The following is an 18271-nucleotide window of genomic DNA, read 5'->3' as shown; positions in this document are numbered from 1 at the left end:
GTTGCCCTGGTATGACGACCCCCACGTACGCGGCGCTGGGACGTTCGCGCCAGTTCTACGACTCAGGCTCGGGAGAATCGCTTCCGCAGGGCCGACCGAACCCACCGGCTCCGCCCGACCCGCCCATCTACCGTGCCCTGCTGCGCACTTGGGCCGACCGTGGTCGCACCCTGCCGGGGCGCCACGACCCGGAGTGGGTCCGGCTCGCGGCGCCGCCGGCCGGGCTCGGGATCGTGGTCGATCCGTTCAGTGTGTCTCCGGACCCGCGAGATGACGGGCGATGACCATGCGCTGGATCTGGTTGGTGCCCTCGACGATCTGCAGGACCTTGGCCTCGCGCATGTAGCGCTCGACCGGGAAGTCCGCGGTGTAGCCGTAGCCACCGAGCACCTGGACCGCGTCCGTGGTGACCTTCATCGCCGCGTCGGTGCACAGGAGTTTGGCCATGGCCGCCTGCTTGGCGAACGGCCGCCCCGCGTCGCGCAGCCGTGCCGCCGCGAGGTACAGCGCGCGGCCCGCCTCGATCTGGGTGGCCATGTCGGCGAGCAGGAAGCGCAGCCCCTGGAAGTCGGAGATCGGCCGTCCGAACTGGCGGCGCCCGGTCGCGTAGGCCACCGCCTCGTCGAGTGCCGCCTGGGCCAGGCCGATCGCGCAGGCCGCGATGCCGAGGCGCCCGGAGTCGAGCGCGGACAGTGCGATCGCGAAGCCCTGCCCCTCCTCGCCGATGCGCCGGCCGGCGTCGAGCCGGACCCCGTCGAAGTTGATCTGGGCGGTGGGTGAGCCCTTCATGCCCATCTTCCGTTCCGGCGCGGAGGCGTTGAGCCCGGCCGCGTCACCGGGGGCCAGGAACGCGGTGATGCCGCGCGGGCCCTCCTCCCCCGTGCGCGCCATGACCGTGTAGAAGTCGGCGATGCCGCCGTGCGTGATCCAGGCCTTGGTGCCGGTGAGCACCCATTCGTCGCCGTCCCGGACCGCCTTCGTACGCAGGGAGGCGGCGTCGGAGCCGGACGCGGGCTCGGAGAGGCAGTACGCGCCGAGGAGGCCGCCGCCGAGCATCGCGGGCAGGTGTTCGGCCTGCTGTTCCTTGGTGCCGTAGCTCGCGAGGGCGTGGCAGGACAGTGTGTGCACGCTGACGCCGAGTCCGACGGTGAGACGGGCCGCGGCCAGCTCTTCGAGGACCTGGAGGTAGACCTCGTACGGCTGGTCGCCGCCGCCGTGGTCGGAGGAGTACGGGAGGCCGAGCAGCCCCGATTCCGAGAGCAGGGCGAAGACTTCGCGCGGGAAGCGTCCGGCGTCCTCCTCCTCGGCCGCCTTCGGGGCGATCTCGCGCTGGGCGATGTCGCGGACGAGCGAGATCAGGTCCCGGGCCTCGTCCGTGGGCAGTTGACGGTCCACCGGCTGCGGGGCGTGGTCGGGCATGTCGACGCTCTCCTCCCTGTTGGGCGCGACGGCACACGCGCGCCCGAGTAGGGGGCGTCCGCCGGTCTCACTGGTCACGGCCGATGCTGGCTCTTCCGGGTCGCGGAAGCGGTCGGCGAACGGCTGTGGAGCTGCGAGTATGCCCGATCGGCGGCATGGCGTCACCGGTTAACGAGCGTTTATTCGATCACATCCCCGGCATCGGCCTCGCCCCAGGATTGGTCCGAACCATTGACCACGGTGGTCTAGTCCATTTACTGTGCCCGCAGTTCCCGACATCACCGTCCCCACGCTCCCCTCCCCTCCGAGGAGACAGCACGATGCACCGACCGCACCTCCCCCGCGTCCGCTTCAAGGCCCTTGTGTCCGCCGCGTGTTGTGCCGTTCTCGGCGCCGGACTGCTGGCCGGCGCGGGCACCGCGACCGCCGCGCAGACAGCGCAGCCGGTTTCGGAAGCCGCCGCGAAGCACGTCCCGACAGCCGCCGGATCCAAGGTCCTCGGCTACTTCACCGACTGGGGCACGTACGACCGCAAGTACTACGTCAAGAACATCGAGACGTCCGGTTCGGCCGCCCGGCTGACCCACATCAACTACGCCTTCGGCAATGTCACCGGCGGCAAGTGCGCGATGGGCGACGCCGACGCGGCGACCGGCCGGGCGTACACCGCCGCCGAGTCGGTGGACGGGGTCGCCGACACCGCGAGCCAGCCGCTGCGCGGCAACTTCAACCAGCTGCGCGAGCTGAAGCGAAAGCACCCGAACCTCAAGGTCCTCTGGTCCTTCGGCGGTTGGACCTGGTCGGGCGGTTTCGGCGAGGCCGCGCAGAACCCGGCCGCGTTCGCCCAGTCCTGCTACGACCTGGTGGAGAACTCGCAGTGGGCCGATGTGTTCGACGGCATCGACATCGACTGGGAGTACCCGAACGCCTGCGGTCTGACCTGTGACACCAGCGGCCGGGCGGCCTTCAAGAACGTGATGGCGGCGCTGCGGGCCAAGTTCGGCCCCCGCAACCTGGTCACGGCGGCGATCACGGCCGACGCCACCCCCGGCGGCAAGATCGACGCGGCGGACTACGCGGGCGCGGCCAAGTACGTCGACTGGTACAACCCGATGACGTACGACTACTTCGGCGCCTGGGCGGCGACCGGTCCGACGGCACCGCACTCGGCGCTGAACTCGTACCCCGGCATCCCGCAGGCCGGCAACTACACCTCGGCGACCATCGCGAAGCTCAAGAGCCTCGGCATCCCGGCCTCGAAACTGCTGCTCGGCATCGGCTTCTACGGGCGCGGCTGGACCGGCGTCACGCAGTCGGCGCCCGGTGGCACGGCGACCGGCCCGGCGGCGGGTACGTACGAGGCGGGCTTCGAGGACTACAAGGTGCTGAAGACCACGTGCCCCGCGACCGGCACCGTCGGCGGTACGGCGTACGCCAAGTGCGGGAGCGACTGGTGGAGTTACGACACCCCGGCGACCATCCGCACGAAGATGGCGTACAAGGACCAGCAGGGCCTGGGCGGCACGTTCTTCTGGGAGCTGAGCGGCGACACCTCGAACGGTGAGCTGATCAGGGCGATCAAGTAGGCCCACCCGAAGGGTGGTTGGGGGGCGGGAGCCACGAGCTTCCGCCCCTTTGCCGTCAGTTGTCGCGGCGGGCCGGTTCCGGAGTCACATACGCCGGGTCGAGTTCCTCGATGGCGCGCAGTGCGCCGCCCAGCATCTTCACGAGGAGCTCGCGCATGATGTCCCGGGGCAGTTGGGGGCGGTCGATCCAGTCGAGGGTGGCGCCCTCCACGCTGCACACCCAGCCGAACAGGCCCATGCGGGCCAGCGGGGCGATGTCCTGTCTGCCGTACGCGCCTTCGGCGATGGTCGCGACGATCACCTCGCGCACTCCGTCCCGGATGGCGTGCACCTCGGCGTCGAAGCCGACGCCGCCGCTGACGATGGTGCGGTAGGCGGCCTGGTTGTGCTCGGCGAAGCGGAGGTAGCAGTCGATCGTGCGGTGCACGCGGTCCACGGGGGCGTGGTCGAGGCCGCTGGACGCGAAGGTGACCAGGTCGGCGACCGAGTCCTCGACGATCGCGAGGTAGTAGCCGCGCTTGGACTGGAAGTAGTAGTAGATCAGCCCTTTGGCGACCTGCGCCTGACGTGCGATGTCATCCATCGACAGTGCGTCGTACGACCTGTCGGCGAACAACTTCCGTCCGATGGCGATGAGTTCGGCGCGACGCGCCAGAGAGCGGTCGGTGCCGCGCGCCCGCGGGCGTTCGGCGGCAGGCTGTCGACTACTGTTCAATTTGGGGCCCTGGTCTCCAACTGCGGGCGGGACATCCGAAGTATGGCAGACCTGAGCCACCTGCACGTTCGACTCTGATCGAGGGCGCAGGCGCCCGATTCAGGACTGATCGCACCGGCTCAGAGCAGGCCGAGCTGGGCGACGAGCATGGCGAGTACGACCACGAAGGTCCAGCCCATGACGTGCTCGAAGATCTTCGGGCCGTCTTCCTGGGGGCCGCCGGTGCGGGTGCGGGCGGGGGCTGCGGCAGTGCTCGCGGTCATGGCATCTCGCTGAGGTCGGTGTGCGATGGACTCCCCCCATCGTTCTGTCCACCTTGCCATTCATCGGGGCTTTCGTGGCGGAGACGTTGGTCACATCCAGCCGAAAACGGACAGCCCCCGGTCTCCCGGGGGCTGCGCGCTCACCTCGGTTCAGCGCACGCCCACCGCCGCGAGTGCGGCGAGCTGGGCGGCGGTCGGCCGGGCCGGGAAGTACAGGTAGCAGACACCGCCGGTGCCGGAGACGACCTTGCCGCTGGCGTTGTACCGCTTGGTCCGCAGCCAGATGTTCTCGAACTCGCGCCGCAGATAGACCCGGCGCACGGCCTCGTTCGTCGCCGAGAACGGGTCGTTGGCGATCACGTCGCCGTCGGCGGTGAAGCCGATCACGGTCATCAGATGGCCGGAGGTGCCGTAACCGGCCCCCGTCAGCTCGGTCTTGAGGAACGACTGGGACGTTATGGCCGGGATGCCGGCCGCGATCAGCGTCTCCAGGTCGGTGAGCGAGCCGAGCCGGGTGACCACGCCCTGGAAGTCCTGGTAGGTCGCCGCGTAGGCCGCGTTGAAGGGCCAGTTGCCGCAGCCGCCGTACTGGAAGTCGTAGGTGAAGCGGGCCGCGTGGCACACCTGCGGGTCGGCGTAGGCCGGGTCGACCCAGGCCAGTTGCTCCGCCGTGGGCTTCCGTCCCCAGTACTCGATGATCATCTGCGAGGAGGTGGGGCTGCACCAGGCCTCGCCGCCGTTGTCGTACTCGGGGTACTGGCCGGTGTGGATCTCCTGCGAGTAGCGCGGGACGACCAGTTCCTTCGCCGGGCCCGGCGTCGAGGCGGGGACGGTGAAGCGGTCCGGGACGTCGGAGCCCATCGCGCCGGCGCGCCAGACAGTGGGCGTGGCCGTGGTGCCGGGCTTGCGGTGGAGGGTCAGGCGCAGCCGGTACGAGACCAGGCGCAGGCCCGTGGCCGGGTCGTCGATGGCGAAGGTGTCGGTCCAGACGGTGCTCTTGTCGTCGGTCTGGTCGTCGACGGAGGTCCGCTTGATGTCCTGGTCGCCGGAGGCCCAGCGGCCCATCACGTACCAGGGGGTGGTGGTGCCGTCGGAGTACGTGCCGGTCAGCTCGATCTGGAGCCAGGTGCCGGCCGGGGTGCGCGCGTTCCAGGAGGCGATGACCTCGGTGGCGGGCACCGTGAGCCGGTGCACGGGGGACGTCCAGGTCGCGTACTCCCAGGCCGCCGTCTTTCCGGTGTGCGGATCGGTGTAGTCGACCGTGCCGGCCGGAGTGCCGATCACGACCCCGGGCCGCGTGCCGGCGACGGAACGGGCGCCCTTGAAGGTGCCGGCGCACCAGTCCGCGTACGAGGTCCAGGCGCGGTTGTCGACAGGGCGGACGGGATCGGCCTCGGCCTCGCGGCCGGTCGCGTCCGGGGTGTCGGCGGCGGCCGGGCCCGCGCTGCCCGCGACGGCGGCGGCGACCGCCGCGGCGAGGACGGTCCTGCGGGACGGTTGTTCGGCTCTGCTCATGGGCGGGTGACCCCCAGGTGTCCTAGGCGGGCGGGACAGTACACGGATGTGCGCCAACTATGGCCGCCGGTGACCGGCTCATGCCAGCACTTCGAGCCGTGCCGCGCGGACGAATATTGGTCTCGACCATTGGCGTGACCTGCGCCGTGGATCGTGATGGTGCCCGACCGGTCCTTAGAATGGACATCGCCAATATGTCCGAATCCCATCGCCCTCCGGGAACCGTCATCCACGATCTCGTACGCACCCTGCGCCGCCTGCCGCCCTCCTGCGGCCCTGTCCGGCTGATCGCCGTCGACGGGCACGCGGGGTCCGGGAAGACCACGTTCGCCGGGCAGTTGGCGGTGGCGCTCGGCGGGGCGCCCGTGCTGCACCTCGACGACATCGCGACCCACGACGAGCTGTTCGCGTGGACACGACGCCTGGTCAGCGAGGTGATCGAGCCGCTGCGGCGCGGCGAGAGCGCCTCCTACGCCCCCTACGACTGGGTGTCCCGGCGCTTCGGGCCGCCCAGGGAGCTGCCGGCCGCGCCCGTGGTGCTGGTGGAGGGGGTCGGGGCCGGGCGGCGGGCGCTACGGCCGTTCCTGGCGCGGCTGTTGTGGATGGAGGTGGCCGACGAGGAGGCCTGGGCGCGCGGGCGGCTGCGGGACGGGGCGGACCAGAGCGAGTTCTGGGCCGGGTGGGTCGGCGCGGAGCGTCGGCACTTCGCCGCGGACCCCTCGCGTCCGTTCGCCGACCTGTTGGTACGGCAGTGCCGCGAGGGGTACGAGGTGCTGCCGGGGCCTGCCGGGACCGTTGGATCAGACCAGATTCTCACTCACCGTGACGGGCCGTCGGCTGTGTGCTGAACTTGTGAAGACCCTTGCCGTTCAACCGGCCCGCGCGCCCCAACTCGGCTTGACCGACTGGCCGTACAGGACTTACGTTCTGAATGTGCGGCCATTCGTTGCCGCCCGCAGTCGCGAAGCCCCCGGTTGTTCCCCCGTGATCGGGGGCTTCGTTCTGCCCGCACCCCGTTTTCCGGCCGTCACGAGGCGTTTTCTGTTCACCCTCGGTGACGGTGCCGAGTGCGCCCCATCTGCTCCCACCTCGTGAAACGTCCTGTGCGGCACCCTGCTGCGGGCACGTGAAGCGCAGGTACGATGCCCTCGGTGCGACTCGGACGGCTGCTCTGCGCACCGTTGCAACTCCCGTCCGCGGCACAGCGGTTCGACCAAGCTGCCGACGGGCACCGGCCCGTCGGAGAGGCAATCGGGGGCACGGTTTGTGGGGGACGTGATGGACTTCGGCACGCAGGGCCCCGAGGCCCCGGCCGACCTCGCCTGGCTGCGAGGTGTGGACGCCTACACGATGGGCGCCTATCCGCAGGCGGAGGAGGAGTTTCGCACCGCGGTGCGGATCGATCCCGGGATGGCCGACGGCTGGCTCGGACTGCATGCGCTGCGCGTCGACACGACGACCGCGCTGCTACGGATGTTCCGGCACCGGGAGCGCTTCGGGGAGCAGCGCTCACGTCACCGCCGGACCCTCAACTCCTGGTACTGGCTGGGCTGGTGGGTGCAGCCGGTGCTCGAAAGCCCGCGCGATCTGCTGCTCGCGCACGCCTCGCACTGGCTGGACGGCCGCCATGTGCCGGAGCTGGACCGGGCGTTGGCGGGTCTGCCGCCGGTGGACACCGACCCGCAGGTCCGCTTCCTGCACGCGTGCCGCGCCTATCTCGTCAAGGACTGGGAGCAACTGGTCCGGCACACCGACCCGTTGATCAACGACGCGATGCTGGGTATCGAGGCGGGTCTGTTCGGCGGGATGGCCCGGGTGCGGCTGGAGATGTACGGCCAGGCGGAGCCGCTCCTCTCGGCGGCACTGATGCGATGTCGCAGCGAGCAGCCGCAGCGCAAGGAGCTGCGGTACTGGCTGGCGCGGGCCCACGAGGGCACGGGCCGCTCGGCGGCGGCGCTCCCCCTGTACCGGGCGGTGCATCGGGTGGACCCCGCGTTCATGGACACCTCGGCGCGGCTCGCGGCGATCTCCGAGGGCGACGGGTACGACGAGGCGGCCGACATGGCGGCGATCACTCTCTCCGGGATCGGACAGGAACTGCTCGAAAGCCCGGACGGCATCGACCCCCTGTTCGGCGGCGAGGGCCGCGACCTGAAGCTGTCTGAGCCCGAACTCCCGCCGCCCGGAGCCCCGTTGCCGTCGGCGACGGACTCGGTGCGCGAGAAGGCGGCTCTGCCTGTACAGCCGCTGCCGACCGGTCCGACGGACCCGGCACTGCTTGAGGAAGCTCTGGCGGAACTGGAACGGATGGTGGGCCTGGAGCCGGTGAAGCGCCAAGTGAAGGCGCTCTCGGCCCAGTTGAACATGGCGCGGCTGCGGGCGGGCCAAGGGCTGCCGGTCCAGCCGCCGAAACGGCACTTCGTCTTCTCCGGGCCGTCGGGCACCGGCAAGACGACGGTGGCGCGCATCCTCGGCCGAGTGTTCTACGCACTGGGACTACTCGGCGGCGATCACCTGGTGGAGGCGCAGCGGGCGGACCTGGTGGGCGAGTATCTCGGCCAGACGGCGGTGAAGGCGAACGAGCTGATCGACTCCGCGATCGGGGGCGTCCTGTTCGTCGACGAGGCGTATTCGCTGTCCAACTCCGGGTACGGCAAGGGGGATGCGTACGGCGACGAGGCGTTGCAGGTGCTGCTGAAGCGGGCCGAGGACAACCGGGACCACCTGGTGGTGATCCTGGCCGGCTACCCCGAGGGTATGGACCGCCTTCTCGCCGCCAACCCCGGACTGTCGTCCCGCTTCACGACCCGCGTCGACTTCCCCTCGTACCGCCCGCTCGAACTGACCTCCATCGGGGAGGTGTTGGCGGCGGAGAACGGGGATGTGTGGGACGAGGAGGCGCTGGACGAGCTGCGGTCGATCGCCGGGCACGTCGTCGACCAGGGGTGGATCGACGAGCTGGGGAACGGGCGGTTCCTGCGGACGCTGTACGAGAAGAGCTGCGCGTACAGGGATCTGCGGCTGTCGGTGTACCCAGGAATGCTGACCCGGGACGACTTGTCGACGCTGCGCCTCCCGGACCTGATGCAGGCATACGGCGAGGTCCTGTCGGGCCGAGGCCCACAGGACCCCTCAGCCCTCTGACCACGGTTCCCCTGGGCTGGGGCGGGGGTGGATCGCGCAGCCCGGCGCTGTACGGGGTGCCGCTCTCAGTGGGACGGGAGCCGCCCCTAGCGGCACGCATGCCCGCAGCGAGGTGGGTTCGACAGGTGGGCACCGTCCAGCCGGGCGCATGGCAGCAGCCGGGCGAGCTCGCTGCGCGGCTCGCTGCTGCGAACCCCGGCCGGCCGGGGCGCCCCCTTTGGGGGCGCGGGGAACTGCGCGCTCAACCCCCACCCACCCGCAGCCGAACGAATCGGGACGGGCAGGTCTTTCAGGGGCGCGAGGAACTGCGCAACCAGCCCCCACCGCACCCGCAGCCGAACAACCCGCCCAACCCGCGGAGCGCCTAGCTGGCCAGTGCCTCCTCCTGGGACTCCGCCCTCGGTTCCGTCAGCTTCGGGATCGGTGGCTGTTGGCGGTGGGCCGGGTCCCGTACCTCGCCCACCAGGAGTTCCAGTACGTCTTCCATCGCCACCAGGCCGATCACCCGCCCCGACGCGTCCGCCACCTGCGCCAGGTGGGTCGCCGCCCGGCGCATCACCGTCAACGCGTCGTCCAGCGGGAGTTCCGAGCGCAGGGTCGTCATGGACCGCCAGATGTGCTGCGGCACCGCCCGTTCCGAGTCCTCCACGTCCAGTACGTCCTTCACATGCAGGTAGCCCATGAAGGCGCCGTTCTCCGCGACCACCGGGAAGCGGGAATAGCCCGTGCGAGCCGTGAGGGCGACCACCTGGCCCGGCGTGACCGATGGGCCCACCGTCACCAGGGACTCGCGGTCGAGGAGGACGTCGGTGACCGGGCGGGAGCCCAGCTCCAGCGCGTCCTCCAGGCGTTCCTGCTCACCGGGGTCGAGCAGCCCGGCCTGGCCCGCGTCCTCCACCAGGCGGTTGAGCTGTTCGCTGGTGAAGACCGCCTCGACCTCGTCCTTGGGCTCGACGCGGAAGAGTTTCAGGACCAGGCGGGCGCAGGCACCCAGGCCTACCGTGACCGGGCGGCACAGGCGGGCGAAAGCCACCAGTCCCGGGCTCAGCCACAGCGCGGTCTTCTCGGGCGCCGCCATCGCGAGGTTCTTCGGGAGCATCTCCCCGATGACCAGGTGCAGGAAGACCACCACCGCGAGCGCGATCACATAGCCCAGCGGGTGGATCATGCCCTCTGGGAGGTGTGCCGCCTCGAAGAGCGGTTCCAGCAGGTGGGCCACCGTCGGTTCGGCCACCGCGCCCAGGGTCAGCGAGCAGACGGTGATGCCGAACTGGGCCGCGGCCATCATCTGCGGCAGCCGCTCCAGGCCGTACAGCACCTGGCGGGACCTCGCCGTGCCGAGCGGTTCGATCTGGCTGCGGCGGACGGAGACGAGGGCGAACTCGGCCCCCACGAAGAAGCCGTTGGCGAGGACGAGGAGAAGGGCGAAGAGAAGTTGGAGCACGCTCATCGGGCCGCCTCCACCGCGAGGTCGGCCGACTGCTTGCTGCCCTCTGTCCTGATCAGACGGACCCGCTCGGCCCGGTAGTGGCCGACCTGGCGGACCGAGAGGCGCCAGCCCGGCAGTTCGGCCCGGTCACCGGGGACCGGGATCCGGCCGAGCAGGTCGGCGACGAGGCCGGCGACCGTCTCGTACGGGCCCTCCGGCACGTCGAGACCTATGCGCTGGAGGATGTCGACCCGGCAGCTGCCGTCGGCGTCCCAGGCTGGGCGGCCGTCGTCGGCCGGGGCCGCGGCGAGTTCGGGGACGTCCTGGTCGTCGTGCTCGTCGCGGACCTCGCCGACGAGTTCCTCGACGATGTCCTCCAGGGTGACGACGCCCGCCGTACCGCCGTACTCGTCGACGACGACGGCGATGGGCTGCTGGCTGCGCAGCAGTTCGAGCAGCGGCTGCACTGGGAGCGTTTCCGGGACGAGGAGCGGGGACTGGGCGATCCGGCCGACGGGGGTGCGCAGCCGGTCCGCCGCGGGCACCGCGAGGGCGTCCTTGAGGTGGACCATGCCGACGATCTCGTCGATCCGCTCCCGGTAGACGGGGAAGCGGGACAGGCCGGTGGCCCGGGTCAGGTTGACGACGTCCTCGGCGGTGGCCGACGACTGTAGCGAGCTGACCCTCACGCGCGGGGTCATCACGTGCTGCGCGGTCAGGTCGGCCAGCGACAGTGTCCGTACGAAGAGGTCCGCGGTGTCCTGTTCGAGGGCACCGGCCTGGGCCGAGTGCCGGGCCAGGGAGACCAGTTCGCCGGGGGTGCGGGCCGAGGCCAGCTCGGCGGTGGGTTCGACGCCCAGGAGCCTGACCAGCCGGTTGGCGACCGAGTTGAGTCCGGCGATGACCGGGCGGAAGAGACGGGAGAAGGCGTACTGCGGGCCGGCCACGAAGCGGGCGACCTGCATCGGCTTGGACACCGCCCAGTTCTTGGGCACGAGTTCGCCGATCACCATCTGCACGGCCGAGGCCAGCAGCATGCCGACGATCACCGAGACGCTCGGGACGGCCCCTTCGGGCAGACCGATCGCGGTGAACGGGCCGTGCAGCAGCTCCGCGAGCGCCGGTTCGGCGAGCATGCCGACGACGAGGGAGGTGATGGTGATGCCGAGTTGGGTGCCGGAGAGCTGGAAGGACAGCTCCTTGAGGGAGTCGACGACCGTACGGGCCCGTCGGTCGCCCTCCGCGGCGGCCTTCTCCGCTTCCGGTCGTTCGACCGTGACGAGGCCGAACTCGGCTGCCACGAAGAAGCCGTTGGCCAGGATCAGCAGGAATGCCGCAGCAAGGAGCAGCAGGGGGATGGTCATGCCGCCGCCTCGGTATGTCGGGAGGGGGCGGCGCAGGTACTACAGGACGATCCGTCCATCGCTGGAGGGAGTCACTCCTCGGGTAGCAGGGGGCCTCTGAAGACCGGGGGGAACATCAGTGGCGGAGGCGCACGAAAACGCCTCCGCCAACAGATTAATCAAGACAGGGGCCTGTGCGGCAGGGTAGACAGCCCTGAGTCAGCCCTGATCTTGCTCGGGGTCGCCCGCGGAGCGCGCTTCGGTGAGCGCCCGCAGGGTGCGCGCGTCGTCGATGGCGCGCTGCTTGGAGATGCCGGGCTGGATGCCGAGCGCGGGCAGACTCGTCCCGTCGCTGAGGTCGAGGAACACCCAGGGGTCGCCCGAACGGAGGTTCACCCGGAGGATCTCCGCCCAGTCCAGACGCCTCTTGCTCGCGATGTTGACGACCGTGACCCCGGCCTCGTCGGCGACCACCTTCGGCCGGGACAGCAGCAGGAGCACGGACGACAGCAGCGCGCCGGTGAAGACGAAGCTGAGGCGTTCGCCCGGGCTGAGCTTCTCCAGGAGCAGCGAGATCGTCGTGATGACGACGAAGATCGCGGCGCTCGCCGAGACCAGCACGGCCCGGGTGCGGCCCGGCCGGAAAGTGACGGGCAGCGCGGGCAGGGCGGGCGGAACGGGTGCGGTGGGCGGATCCTGCATCGGCGTACGGTCCCTGTCGCTCACGGTGTCGGTCGCTTCCCGTGTCTCAGAGGCGGCAGGCGTGGATGGCCGTGGTCAGGATGGCGCGGGCGCCGATGTCGTAGAGGTCGTCCATGATCCGCTGGGCCTCCTTGGCGGGGACCATCGCTCGGACCGCGACCCAGCCCTCGTTGTGCAGCGGCGAGACGGTCGGCGACTCCAGACCGGGCGTCAGGGCGACGGCGTTCTCCAACTGCTCGACGCGGCAGTCGTAGTCCATCATCACGTACGTCCGGGCCACCAGGACGCCCTGGAGGCGGCGCAGGAACTGCTGGACCTTGGGCTCGTCGGCCTCCGCGCCGACCCGGCGGATGACGATCGCCTCGGACTTCATGATGGGCTCGCCGAACACCTCCAGGCCCGCGTTGCGCAGCGAGGTGCCGGTCTCGACGACGTCCGCGATGACCCCGGCGACACCGAGTTCGATCGCGGTCTCGACGGCGCCGTCGAGGTGGACGACGGAGGCGTCGACGCCGTGGTCGGCCAGGTGCTTGGCGACGATCCCCTCGTACGAGGTGGCCACGGTCAGGCCGGCCAGGTCCTCGATGCCCGCCGCGGTGCCGGGCTTGCCGGCGAAGCGGAAGGTGGAGCGGGCGAAGCCGAGCGGGAGGATCTCCTCCGCGCTGGCCCCGGAGTCGATGAGCAGGTCGCGGCCGGTGATGCCGATGTCGAGGCGGCCGGAGGAGACGTAGATCGCGATGTCGCGGGGGCGGAGGTAGAAGAACTCGACCTCGTTCTCCGGGTCGACGATGCGCAGTTCCTTGGACTCGCGGCGCTGCTGGTAGCCGGCCTCATGCAGCATGTCCGCCGCAGGTCCTGACAGGGAACCCTTGTTGGGGACGGCGATGCGCAGCATGAGGCAAGCTTCCTTCGTTTCGTACGGAACAGTGTGCGACTACGGCTTACAGGTGGGCGTACACGTCGTCCAGCGAGATTCCGCGGGCGACCATCATCACCTGGACGTGGTAGAGCAGCTGCGAGATCTCCTCGGCGGCTGCTTCCTTCCCCTCGTACTCGGCGGCCATCCAGACCTCGGCGGCCTCTTCTACGACCTTCTTGCCGATGGCATGGACACCCTTGCCGACCAGTTCCGCGGTGCGGGAGGTGGCGGGATCGCCCGTGGCGGCCTTGTGCTGGAGCTCGGTGAACAGCTCCTCGAACGTCTTATTGGACATGGTGAGGCCCACTTTACGCGTTGCGCCGACCGGCCTAACGCCACGGTTCGGATACTGAGCGGAGGGTGGCCGCCGTCGCCACGGCCGCCGTCACCGCCTCGTGCCCCTTGTCCTCGTTCGAGCCCGCGATGCCCGCACGGTCGAGGGCCTGTTCCTCGGTGTCGCAGGTCAGCACGCCCATGCCGATGGGGACGCCGGTGTCGACCGAGACCTGGGTGAGGCCCTGAGTGACGCCCTGGCACACGTACTCGAAGTGCGGGGTGCCGCCCCTGATGACGACGCCGAGCGCGACGATCGCGTCGTAGCCCCGCCCGGCCAGGACCTTGGCCACGACCGGGAGTTCCCAGCTGCCGGGGACCCTCAGCAGGGTCGGCTCGTCGATGCCCAGGTCGCGCAGGGCGCGCAGGGCGCCGTCCACCAGACCGTCCATCACCTTCTCGTGCCACTGGGCCGCGATGACGGCGACCCTGAAGTCACCCACATTGCTTACGGACAGCTCCGGTGCACCCTTGCCGCTCACGTCTCTCCTCTGAACCTTGAAAACCTGTCGTGCTGTTCTTACTGGTTGCCGCAGGGGGACACGGGGGTCGTGTCCAGCCAGGGCAGGTCGTGTCCCATCCGGTCCCGCTTGGTGCGCAGGTAGTGGAGGTTGTGCTCGCCCGCCTGTACGGGCATCGGCTCGCGGTCGGTGACCTCGATGCCGTGCCGGACGAGCGCGTCGGTCTTGTCGGGGTTGTTCGTCATCAGGCGCACGCTGCGGACGCCGAGGTCCTGGAGTATCTGCGCGCCGGCGCCGTAGTCCCGGGCATCGGCGGGCAGGCCAAGCTCCAGGTTGGCGTCGAGGGTGTCGCGGCCCTGCTCCTGAAGCTCGTACGCCCGGAGCTTGGACAGCAGTCCGATACCGCGCCCCTCGTGGCCGCGCAGGTAGACGACGACTCCCCTGCCCTCGTCCCGGATGCGTTCCAGGGAGGTCTGGAGCTGGGGGCCGCAGTCGCAGCGCAGGGAGTGGAAGACGTCGCCGGTGAGGCATTCGGAGTGGACGCGGACCAGGACGTCCTCGCCGTCGTCGGCGCGGACGTCGCCGTGGACGAGGGCGACGTGCTCGACGCCGTCGACGGTGGAGCGGTAGCCGTACGCCGTGAACGTGCCGAAGGCGGTGGGGAGCCGGGTCTCGGCCTCGCGGCGGACGGTGGGCTCGGCGCTCCTGCGGTAGGCGATCAGGTCCTCGATGGAGATGATCGTCAGGCCGTGCTTGCGGGCGAAGGGGATCAGCTCGGGCAGCCGCAGCATCCGGCCGTCCTCGCCGGCGATCTCGACGATCGCGCCGGCCGGGCGCAGCCCCGCGAGGCGGGCGAGGTCGACGGCGGCCTCGGTGTGGCCGTTGCGGACGAGCACGCCGCCGGGCCTGGCGCGCAGCGGGAAGATGTGGCCGGGGCGGACGAAGTCGTCGGCACCGGCGTCGCCGCCCGCGAGGAGCTGAAGCGTGGTGGCCCGGTCGGAGGCCGAGATACCGGTGCTCACACCGTGAACGGCCGATGCGTCGACCGACACTGTGAACGCGGTTTTCATCGACTCGGTGTTGTCGTCGACCATCTGCGGCAGCCGCAGCCGGTCCAGCTCGTCGCCCTCCATGGGGGCGCAGATGAGCCCGCGGCACTCGCTCATCATGAAGGCGACGATCTCGGGGGTCGCCTTCTCGGCGGCGATGACGAGGTCGCCCTCGTTCTCCCGGTCCTCGTCGTCGACGACCACGACCGGGCGGCCGGCGGCGATGTCCGCGATGGCCTGCTCGATCGGGTCGAGGGACCAGTCCTCGATGTTGTCGGTGCTGTAGAGGATGGGTGCCGTGCTCATGCGGGCGCTCCTTCCAGGACGGGCCGCGTGTCCTTGCGGGAGCGCAGCCACCAGTCGCGCATGCCCCACAGGACGAGCGCGCCGTAGATGACGTAGACGAAGCCGGAGAAGGCGTAGCCGTTGGCGAAGTTGAGGGGGACGCCGACGAGGTCGACGAGGAGCCAGGCGAACCAGAACTCGACCATGCCGCGCGCCTGGGCGTACATGGCGACGATGGTGCCGACGAAGATGTAGGCGTCCGGCCAGGGGTCCCAGGACAGGGTCGGGTAGGCCTTGAAGAGCAGGGCCACGGCGACCGTGCCGACGGCGGCGGCGCCGATCATGGCACCGCGCTCGCGCCAGGTGGCGAACCGCGGGGTGATGTGGCCGTCCCCGCCCTCGCCCTTGCGGCGGTTCCACTGCCACCAGCCGTAGCCGGCGACGAGCATGACGACGACCTGCTTGCCGGCGCTGCCGGTGAGGTGGCCGTAGAAGGCGCCGAAGAGGACCAGGCCCGACAGGAACTGGACGGGCCAGCTCAGGATGGAGCGCCGCCAGCCGAGGGCGAGGGCGATCAGGCCGAGGATGTTGCCGATCATGTCCGACCAGAGGATGTGCTGGTCGAGGAGGGTGAACGCCTCGGTGTTCAGCCAGTTCACTTCGCCGCCCCCTGTGGCCCGAGCAGCCGCTCGACGTACTTGGCGATGACGTCGACCTCGAGGTTGACCGGGTCGCCGGGCTGCTTGCGGCCGAGCGTGGTCAGGTCGAGGGTCGTGGGGATGAGGCTGACGGTGAAGTAGTCGGGGCCCGCGTCGACGACGGTGAGGCTGATGCCGTCGACGGTGATGGAGCCCTTCTCGACGACATAGCGGGTGAGGTCGGCGGGGAGCGAGACCTTGACGATCTCCCAGTTGTCGGACGGCTTGCGTTCGAGGACCGTGCCCGTGCCGTCGACGTGGCCCTGCACGATGTGGCCGCCGAGGCGGGCACCCAGGGCCATGGGGCGTTCGAGGTTGACGCGGGAGCCGACGGCGAGAACGCCCAGGCTGGAGCGGTCGAGGGTCTCCGCCATGACGTCGGCGGTGAACTCGTCACCCTCGTGCTCGACGACGGTGAGACACACGCCGTTGACGGCGATGGAGTCGCCGTGGCGGGCGCCTTCGGTGACTACGGGGCCACGGAGCCGGAAGCGTGAGGCATCGCCGAGGTTCTCGACGGCCGTGACTTCGCCCAGCTCTTCGACGATTCCGGTGAACACTTCCCGGGTCCTCCCTGCCTCTTCGGGCACGGACTCCGGGGCCTGTCGATGACGACAGCTGTGAACGAACGGGAACACCGGGAGCGACGCCGGACGCAGCTCGGCTCATGACCGAGCGGTACGGCGGCGCGCACGAATGCCCGCTCGCCGCGCACTGCCTCCCATCCGGACTTTAACCGTCGGTCCAGGAATTCCACCTGGTCAACCGGCCGCCAAAACGCTGAGCGGACGGGTCGCGGACTATAACCGCCGGTTCGGACTTTCACCGACCCCGGAGTGCGCTGCTTCTGTTACAGGCCAGTGTGCCACGCCGCATGGTGGTCCATGCGGGTGAGTTGTGTGGACTGGCTCACAAGCAGTGACGGGAATAAGTGGCGGGCGACAAGCGGCAGGTGAGGGGCGGGCGACCAGGCCACGCAATTGGTCCATACCTATTGACCGTCAAGGTCCGGACCTCCTACCGTCGGTGCCGGACCGGCGGCGGTGAAGATGGCCCTTGCCCGCCGCCGGGCCCCCATGCCTCACCTGGCCGAGGCCCCGAACAGCACGTCCTGGGCGCCCTCCCGCGCCGTCAGCAGCGCCCCGCGCAACACCGCTCCGCCGCCCAGCGCGCTCGCGTACACCTCCGCTGGGAGGGGCGACATCCGGGCGAGCCGTTCCTCGACACGGGCGGCGAGTACGTCTCCGCCCGCCCGGCCGATCTCACCGCCCAGCACCACACACCCCGGGTCGAGGACGGCGACGACGGACGCGGCCCCGATCGCGACGCGGTCGGCGAGGACGTCGAGGAAACGGGCGTGGGCCGGGGCCCCGGGGGTCGCGACGGCCGCCCGGACGAGGGCCGCCGCGCGGGGCTCATGGGCGTCGGCGTCGGCCACCACGCCCTCCGCGTTCGCCAGCCGGCCGATCGCCGCCGCCGAGGCGAGGGAGTGGAAGCCGCCCTCGCAGTCCGTCGCCGACGGCAGTTGCCCCGTCCCCGGCACCGGCAGGAAGCCGATCTCGCCGGTGCCGCCGGAGACCCCCCGACGCAGGGTGCCGTCGAGGACCACGGCCGCGCCGGTGCCGTGGCCGAGCCACAGCAGCACGAAGGTGTCCCGGTCGCGGGCGGCGCCGTCGCGCTGTTCGGCGAGGGCGGCGAGGTTGGTCTCGTTCTCGACGATCACGCGCGTCTCGGGAAGCCGTTCCTGGAGCGCGGCGACGAGTCTGCGGTGCCACTCGGGCAGGCCCGTGGAGTTCCGGAGTTCGCCGGTCGCCGGGTCGATCAGACCGGGGGCGCCGATCCCGACCGTGTGCAGCCGGTCGGCCCCGGCCTCCTTGGCGACCCGCTCGACGAGAGCGACCGCCTGTTCGACTGCGGGGCCGGTGCCGGTGTCGTCCCCGATGGGCACGGACGCCGCCGCGAGCACCTCGCCCAGCAGGTCGGCGACGACGACGGAGACACCTTCGGTACGGATGTCGAGAGCGGCCAGATGGGCGAGGTCGGCGACGATCCCGTACACCTTCGCGTTGGGTCCGCGCCGCTGCTCCCCCGACTCCCCCACGACCGCGATCAGGCCGGCGGCGGTGAGGCGTTCGACGAGGTCGGCGACCGTCGGGCGGGACAGGCCGGTGAGCTGCTTCAACCGCGCGGCCGTCAGCGGGCCCTCCTGCTGGAGCAGACGCAGGGCGAGCCGGTCGTTGATGGCCCGGGCGGTGCTCGGGGATGCGGGCATGCCGAGATCCTTCCAGATCGGCGGGGCCGTTCCCGGTGCGGACGGCCGATATCTCGCTATCTATCAGGCAGGGTTCCTGATAGTTTACGGCAGCGCGCGGCGGAGCCTCCGCGACGCAGCTCAGAGCACGGGCGGGGA

At 70.5% G+C, this 18271-nt stretch carries 18 protein-coding genes and 1 riboswitch; of the genes, 4 read left to right on the top strand and 14 right to left on the bottom strand.

Annotated features, from left to right (window positions below; translation table 11 throughout):
- Positions 1–11 precede the first annotated feature (11 nt).
- A complete protein-coding gene (locus OG787_RS41330; RefSeq protein ID WP_405538719.1) occupies positions 12–284 on the top strand; it encodes a hypothetical protein in 273 nt (90 codons plus the stop codon).
- On the opposite strand, the gene OG787_RS41325 is transcribed toward OG787_RS41330, so the two are convergent.
- A complete protein-coding gene (locus tag OG787_RS41325) occupies positions 247–1419 on the bottom strand; it encodes an acyl-CoA dehydrogenase family protein (RefSeq protein WP_405538717.1) in 1173 nt (390 codons plus the stop codon). The genes OG787_RS41330 and OG787_RS41325 overlap by 38 nt on opposite strands.
- A 320-nt stretch (positions 1420–1739) precedes the next feature.
- Here OG787_RS41325 and OG787_RS41320 point away from each other — a divergent pair, with 320 nt between their 5' ends.
- A complete protein-coding gene (locus OG787_RS41320) occupies positions 1740–3005 on the top strand; it encodes a glycoside hydrolase family 18 protein (RefSeq protein WP_405538716.1) in 1266 nt (421 codons plus the stop codon).
- A 55-nt stretch (positions 3006–3060) separates the two neighbouring features.
- Here OG787_RS41320 and OG787_RS41315 read toward each other — a convergent pair whose 3' ends face one another.
- From OG787_RS41315 to OG787_RS41305, 3 genes are all read right to left on the bottom strand, one after another.
- Entirely contained in the window at positions 3061–3720 is a 660-nt protein-coding gene (locus OG787_RS41315) for a TetR/AcrR family transcriptional regulator (protein WP_405538715.1), read from the bottom strand.
- Positions 3721–3839: 119 nt separating this feature from the next.
- Positions 3840–3983, bottom strand: a complete 144-nt coding sequence (locus OG787_RS41310) for an SCO1431 family membrane protein (RefSeq protein WP_369032076.1) — start codon at positions 3981–3983, stop codon at positions 3840–3842.
- Positions 3984–4133: 150 nt separating this feature from the next.
- A complete protein-coding gene (locus OG787_RS41305) occupies positions 4134–5498 on the bottom strand; it encodes a peptidase C39 family protein (RefSeq protein WP_405538714.1) in 1365 nt (454 codons plus the stop codon).
- 194 nt (positions 5499–5692) lie between these two features.
- Between OG787_RS41305 and OG787_RS41300 the strand changes: the two genes are divergently transcribed.
- Together OG787_RS41300 and OG787_RS41295 are read left to right on the top strand one after the other, a co-directional pair.
- A complete protein-coding gene (locus OG787_RS41300; RefSeq protein ID WP_405538713.1) occupies positions 5693–6346 on the top strand; it encodes a uridine kinase in 654 nt (217 codons plus the stop codon).
- A gap of 430 nt (positions 6347–6776) precedes the next feature.
- Complete coding sequence (locus OG787_RS41295) at positions 6777–8642, top strand: AAA family ATPase (protein ID WP_369032073.1); 1866 nt, start codon at positions 6777–6779, stop codon at positions 8640–8642.
- 364 nt (positions 8643–9006) lie between these two features.
- Here OG787_RS41295 and OG787_RS41290 read toward each other — a convergent pair whose 3' ends face one another.
- The 10 genes from OG787_RS41290 to OG787_RS41245 all read right to left on the bottom strand — a co-directional run bounded on the left by OG787_RS41290 (position 9007) and on the right by OG787_RS41245 (position 18133).
- Positions 9007–10092: a hemolysin family protein gene (locus OG787_RS41290; RefSeq protein WP_369032072.1), complete on the bottom strand. Its 1086-nt coding sequence runs from the start codon at positions 10090–10092 to the stop codon at positions 9007–9009.
- Positions 10089–11435 carry a hemolysin family protein gene (locus tag OG787_RS41285; RefSeq protein ID WP_369032071.1) on the bottom strand — a complete coding sequence of 449 codons (1347 nt, stop codon included), beginning with the start codon at positions 11433–11435 and terminating at the stop codon, positions 10089–10091. The genes OG787_RS41290 and OG787_RS41285 overlap by 4 nt, the downstream gene beginning before the upstream one ends.
- A 198-nt stretch (positions 11436–11633) precedes the next feature.
- Positions 11634–12116, bottom strand: coding sequence for a PH domain-containing protein (locus OG787_RS41280; RefSeq protein WP_369032070.1), 483 nt, complete (start codon positions 12114–12116; stop codon positions 11634–11636).
- Between the two features lie 46 nt (positions 12117–12162).
- The gene (hisG, locus tag OG787_RS41275) at positions 12163–13011 is read right to left on the bottom strand and encodes an ATP phosphoribosyltransferase (RefSeq protein ID WP_369032069.1); all 849 of its coding nucleotides are present in this window, start codon (positions 13009–13011) and stop codon (positions 12163–12165) included.
- A 46-nt stretch (positions 13012–13057) separates the two neighbouring features.
- Entirely contained in the window at positions 13058–13330 is a 273-nt protein-coding gene (locus OG787_RS41270; protein ID WP_006378313.1) for a phosphoribosyl-ATP diphosphatase, read from the bottom strand.
- 34 nt (positions 13331–13364) lie between these two features.
- Positions 13365–13850, bottom strand: coding sequence for a 6,7-dimethyl-8-ribityllumazine synthase (gene ribH / locus OG787_RS41265; protein ID WP_369032068.1), 486 nt, complete (start codon positions 13848–13850; stop codon positions 13365–13367).
- Positions 13851–13888: 38 nt separating this feature from the next.
- Positions 13889–15184 (bottom strand): bifunctional 3,4-dihydroxy-2-butanone-4-phosphate synthase/GTP cyclohydrolase II, encoded by a 1296-nt coding sequence (locus OG787_RS41260; RefSeq protein ID WP_369032067.1) that lies wholly within the window; start codon positions 15182–15184, stop codon positions 13889–13891.
- Positions 15181–15822 (bottom strand): nicotinamide riboside transporter PnuC, encoded by a 642-nt coding sequence (locus tag OG787_RS41255; RefSeq protein WP_369032066.1) that lies wholly within the window; start codon positions 15820–15822, stop codon positions 15181–15183. Before OG787_RS41255 ends, OG787_RS41260 begins: the two co-directional genes overlap by 4 nt.
- Positions 15819–16421, bottom strand: coding sequence for a riboflavin synthase (locus tag OG787_RS41250; protein ID WP_369032065.1), 603 nt, complete (start codon positions 16419–16421; stop codon positions 15819–15821). Before OG787_RS41250 ends, OG787_RS41255 begins: the two co-directional genes overlap by 4 nt.
- 147 nt (positions 16422–16568) lie before the next feature.
- A riboswitch (FMN riboswitch) is annotated at positions 16569–16705 on the bottom strand.
- Positions 16706–16942: 237 nt separating this feature from the next.
- Entirely contained in the window at positions 16943–18133 is a 1191-nt protein-coding gene (locus tag OG787_RS41245) for an ROK family transcriptional regulator (RefSeq protein WP_405538712.1), read from the bottom strand.
- Between the last annotated feature and the right edge of the window lie 138 nt (positions 18134–18271).

The sequence above is a fragment of the Streptomyces sp. NBC_00075 genome, from assembly GCF_045041225.1.
Lineage (GTDB): Bacteria > Actinomycetota > Actinomycetes > Streptomycetales > Streptomycetaceae > Streptomyces > Streptomyces adonidis.
This window is presented reverse-complemented; position numbering and strand designations above follow the sequence as displayed.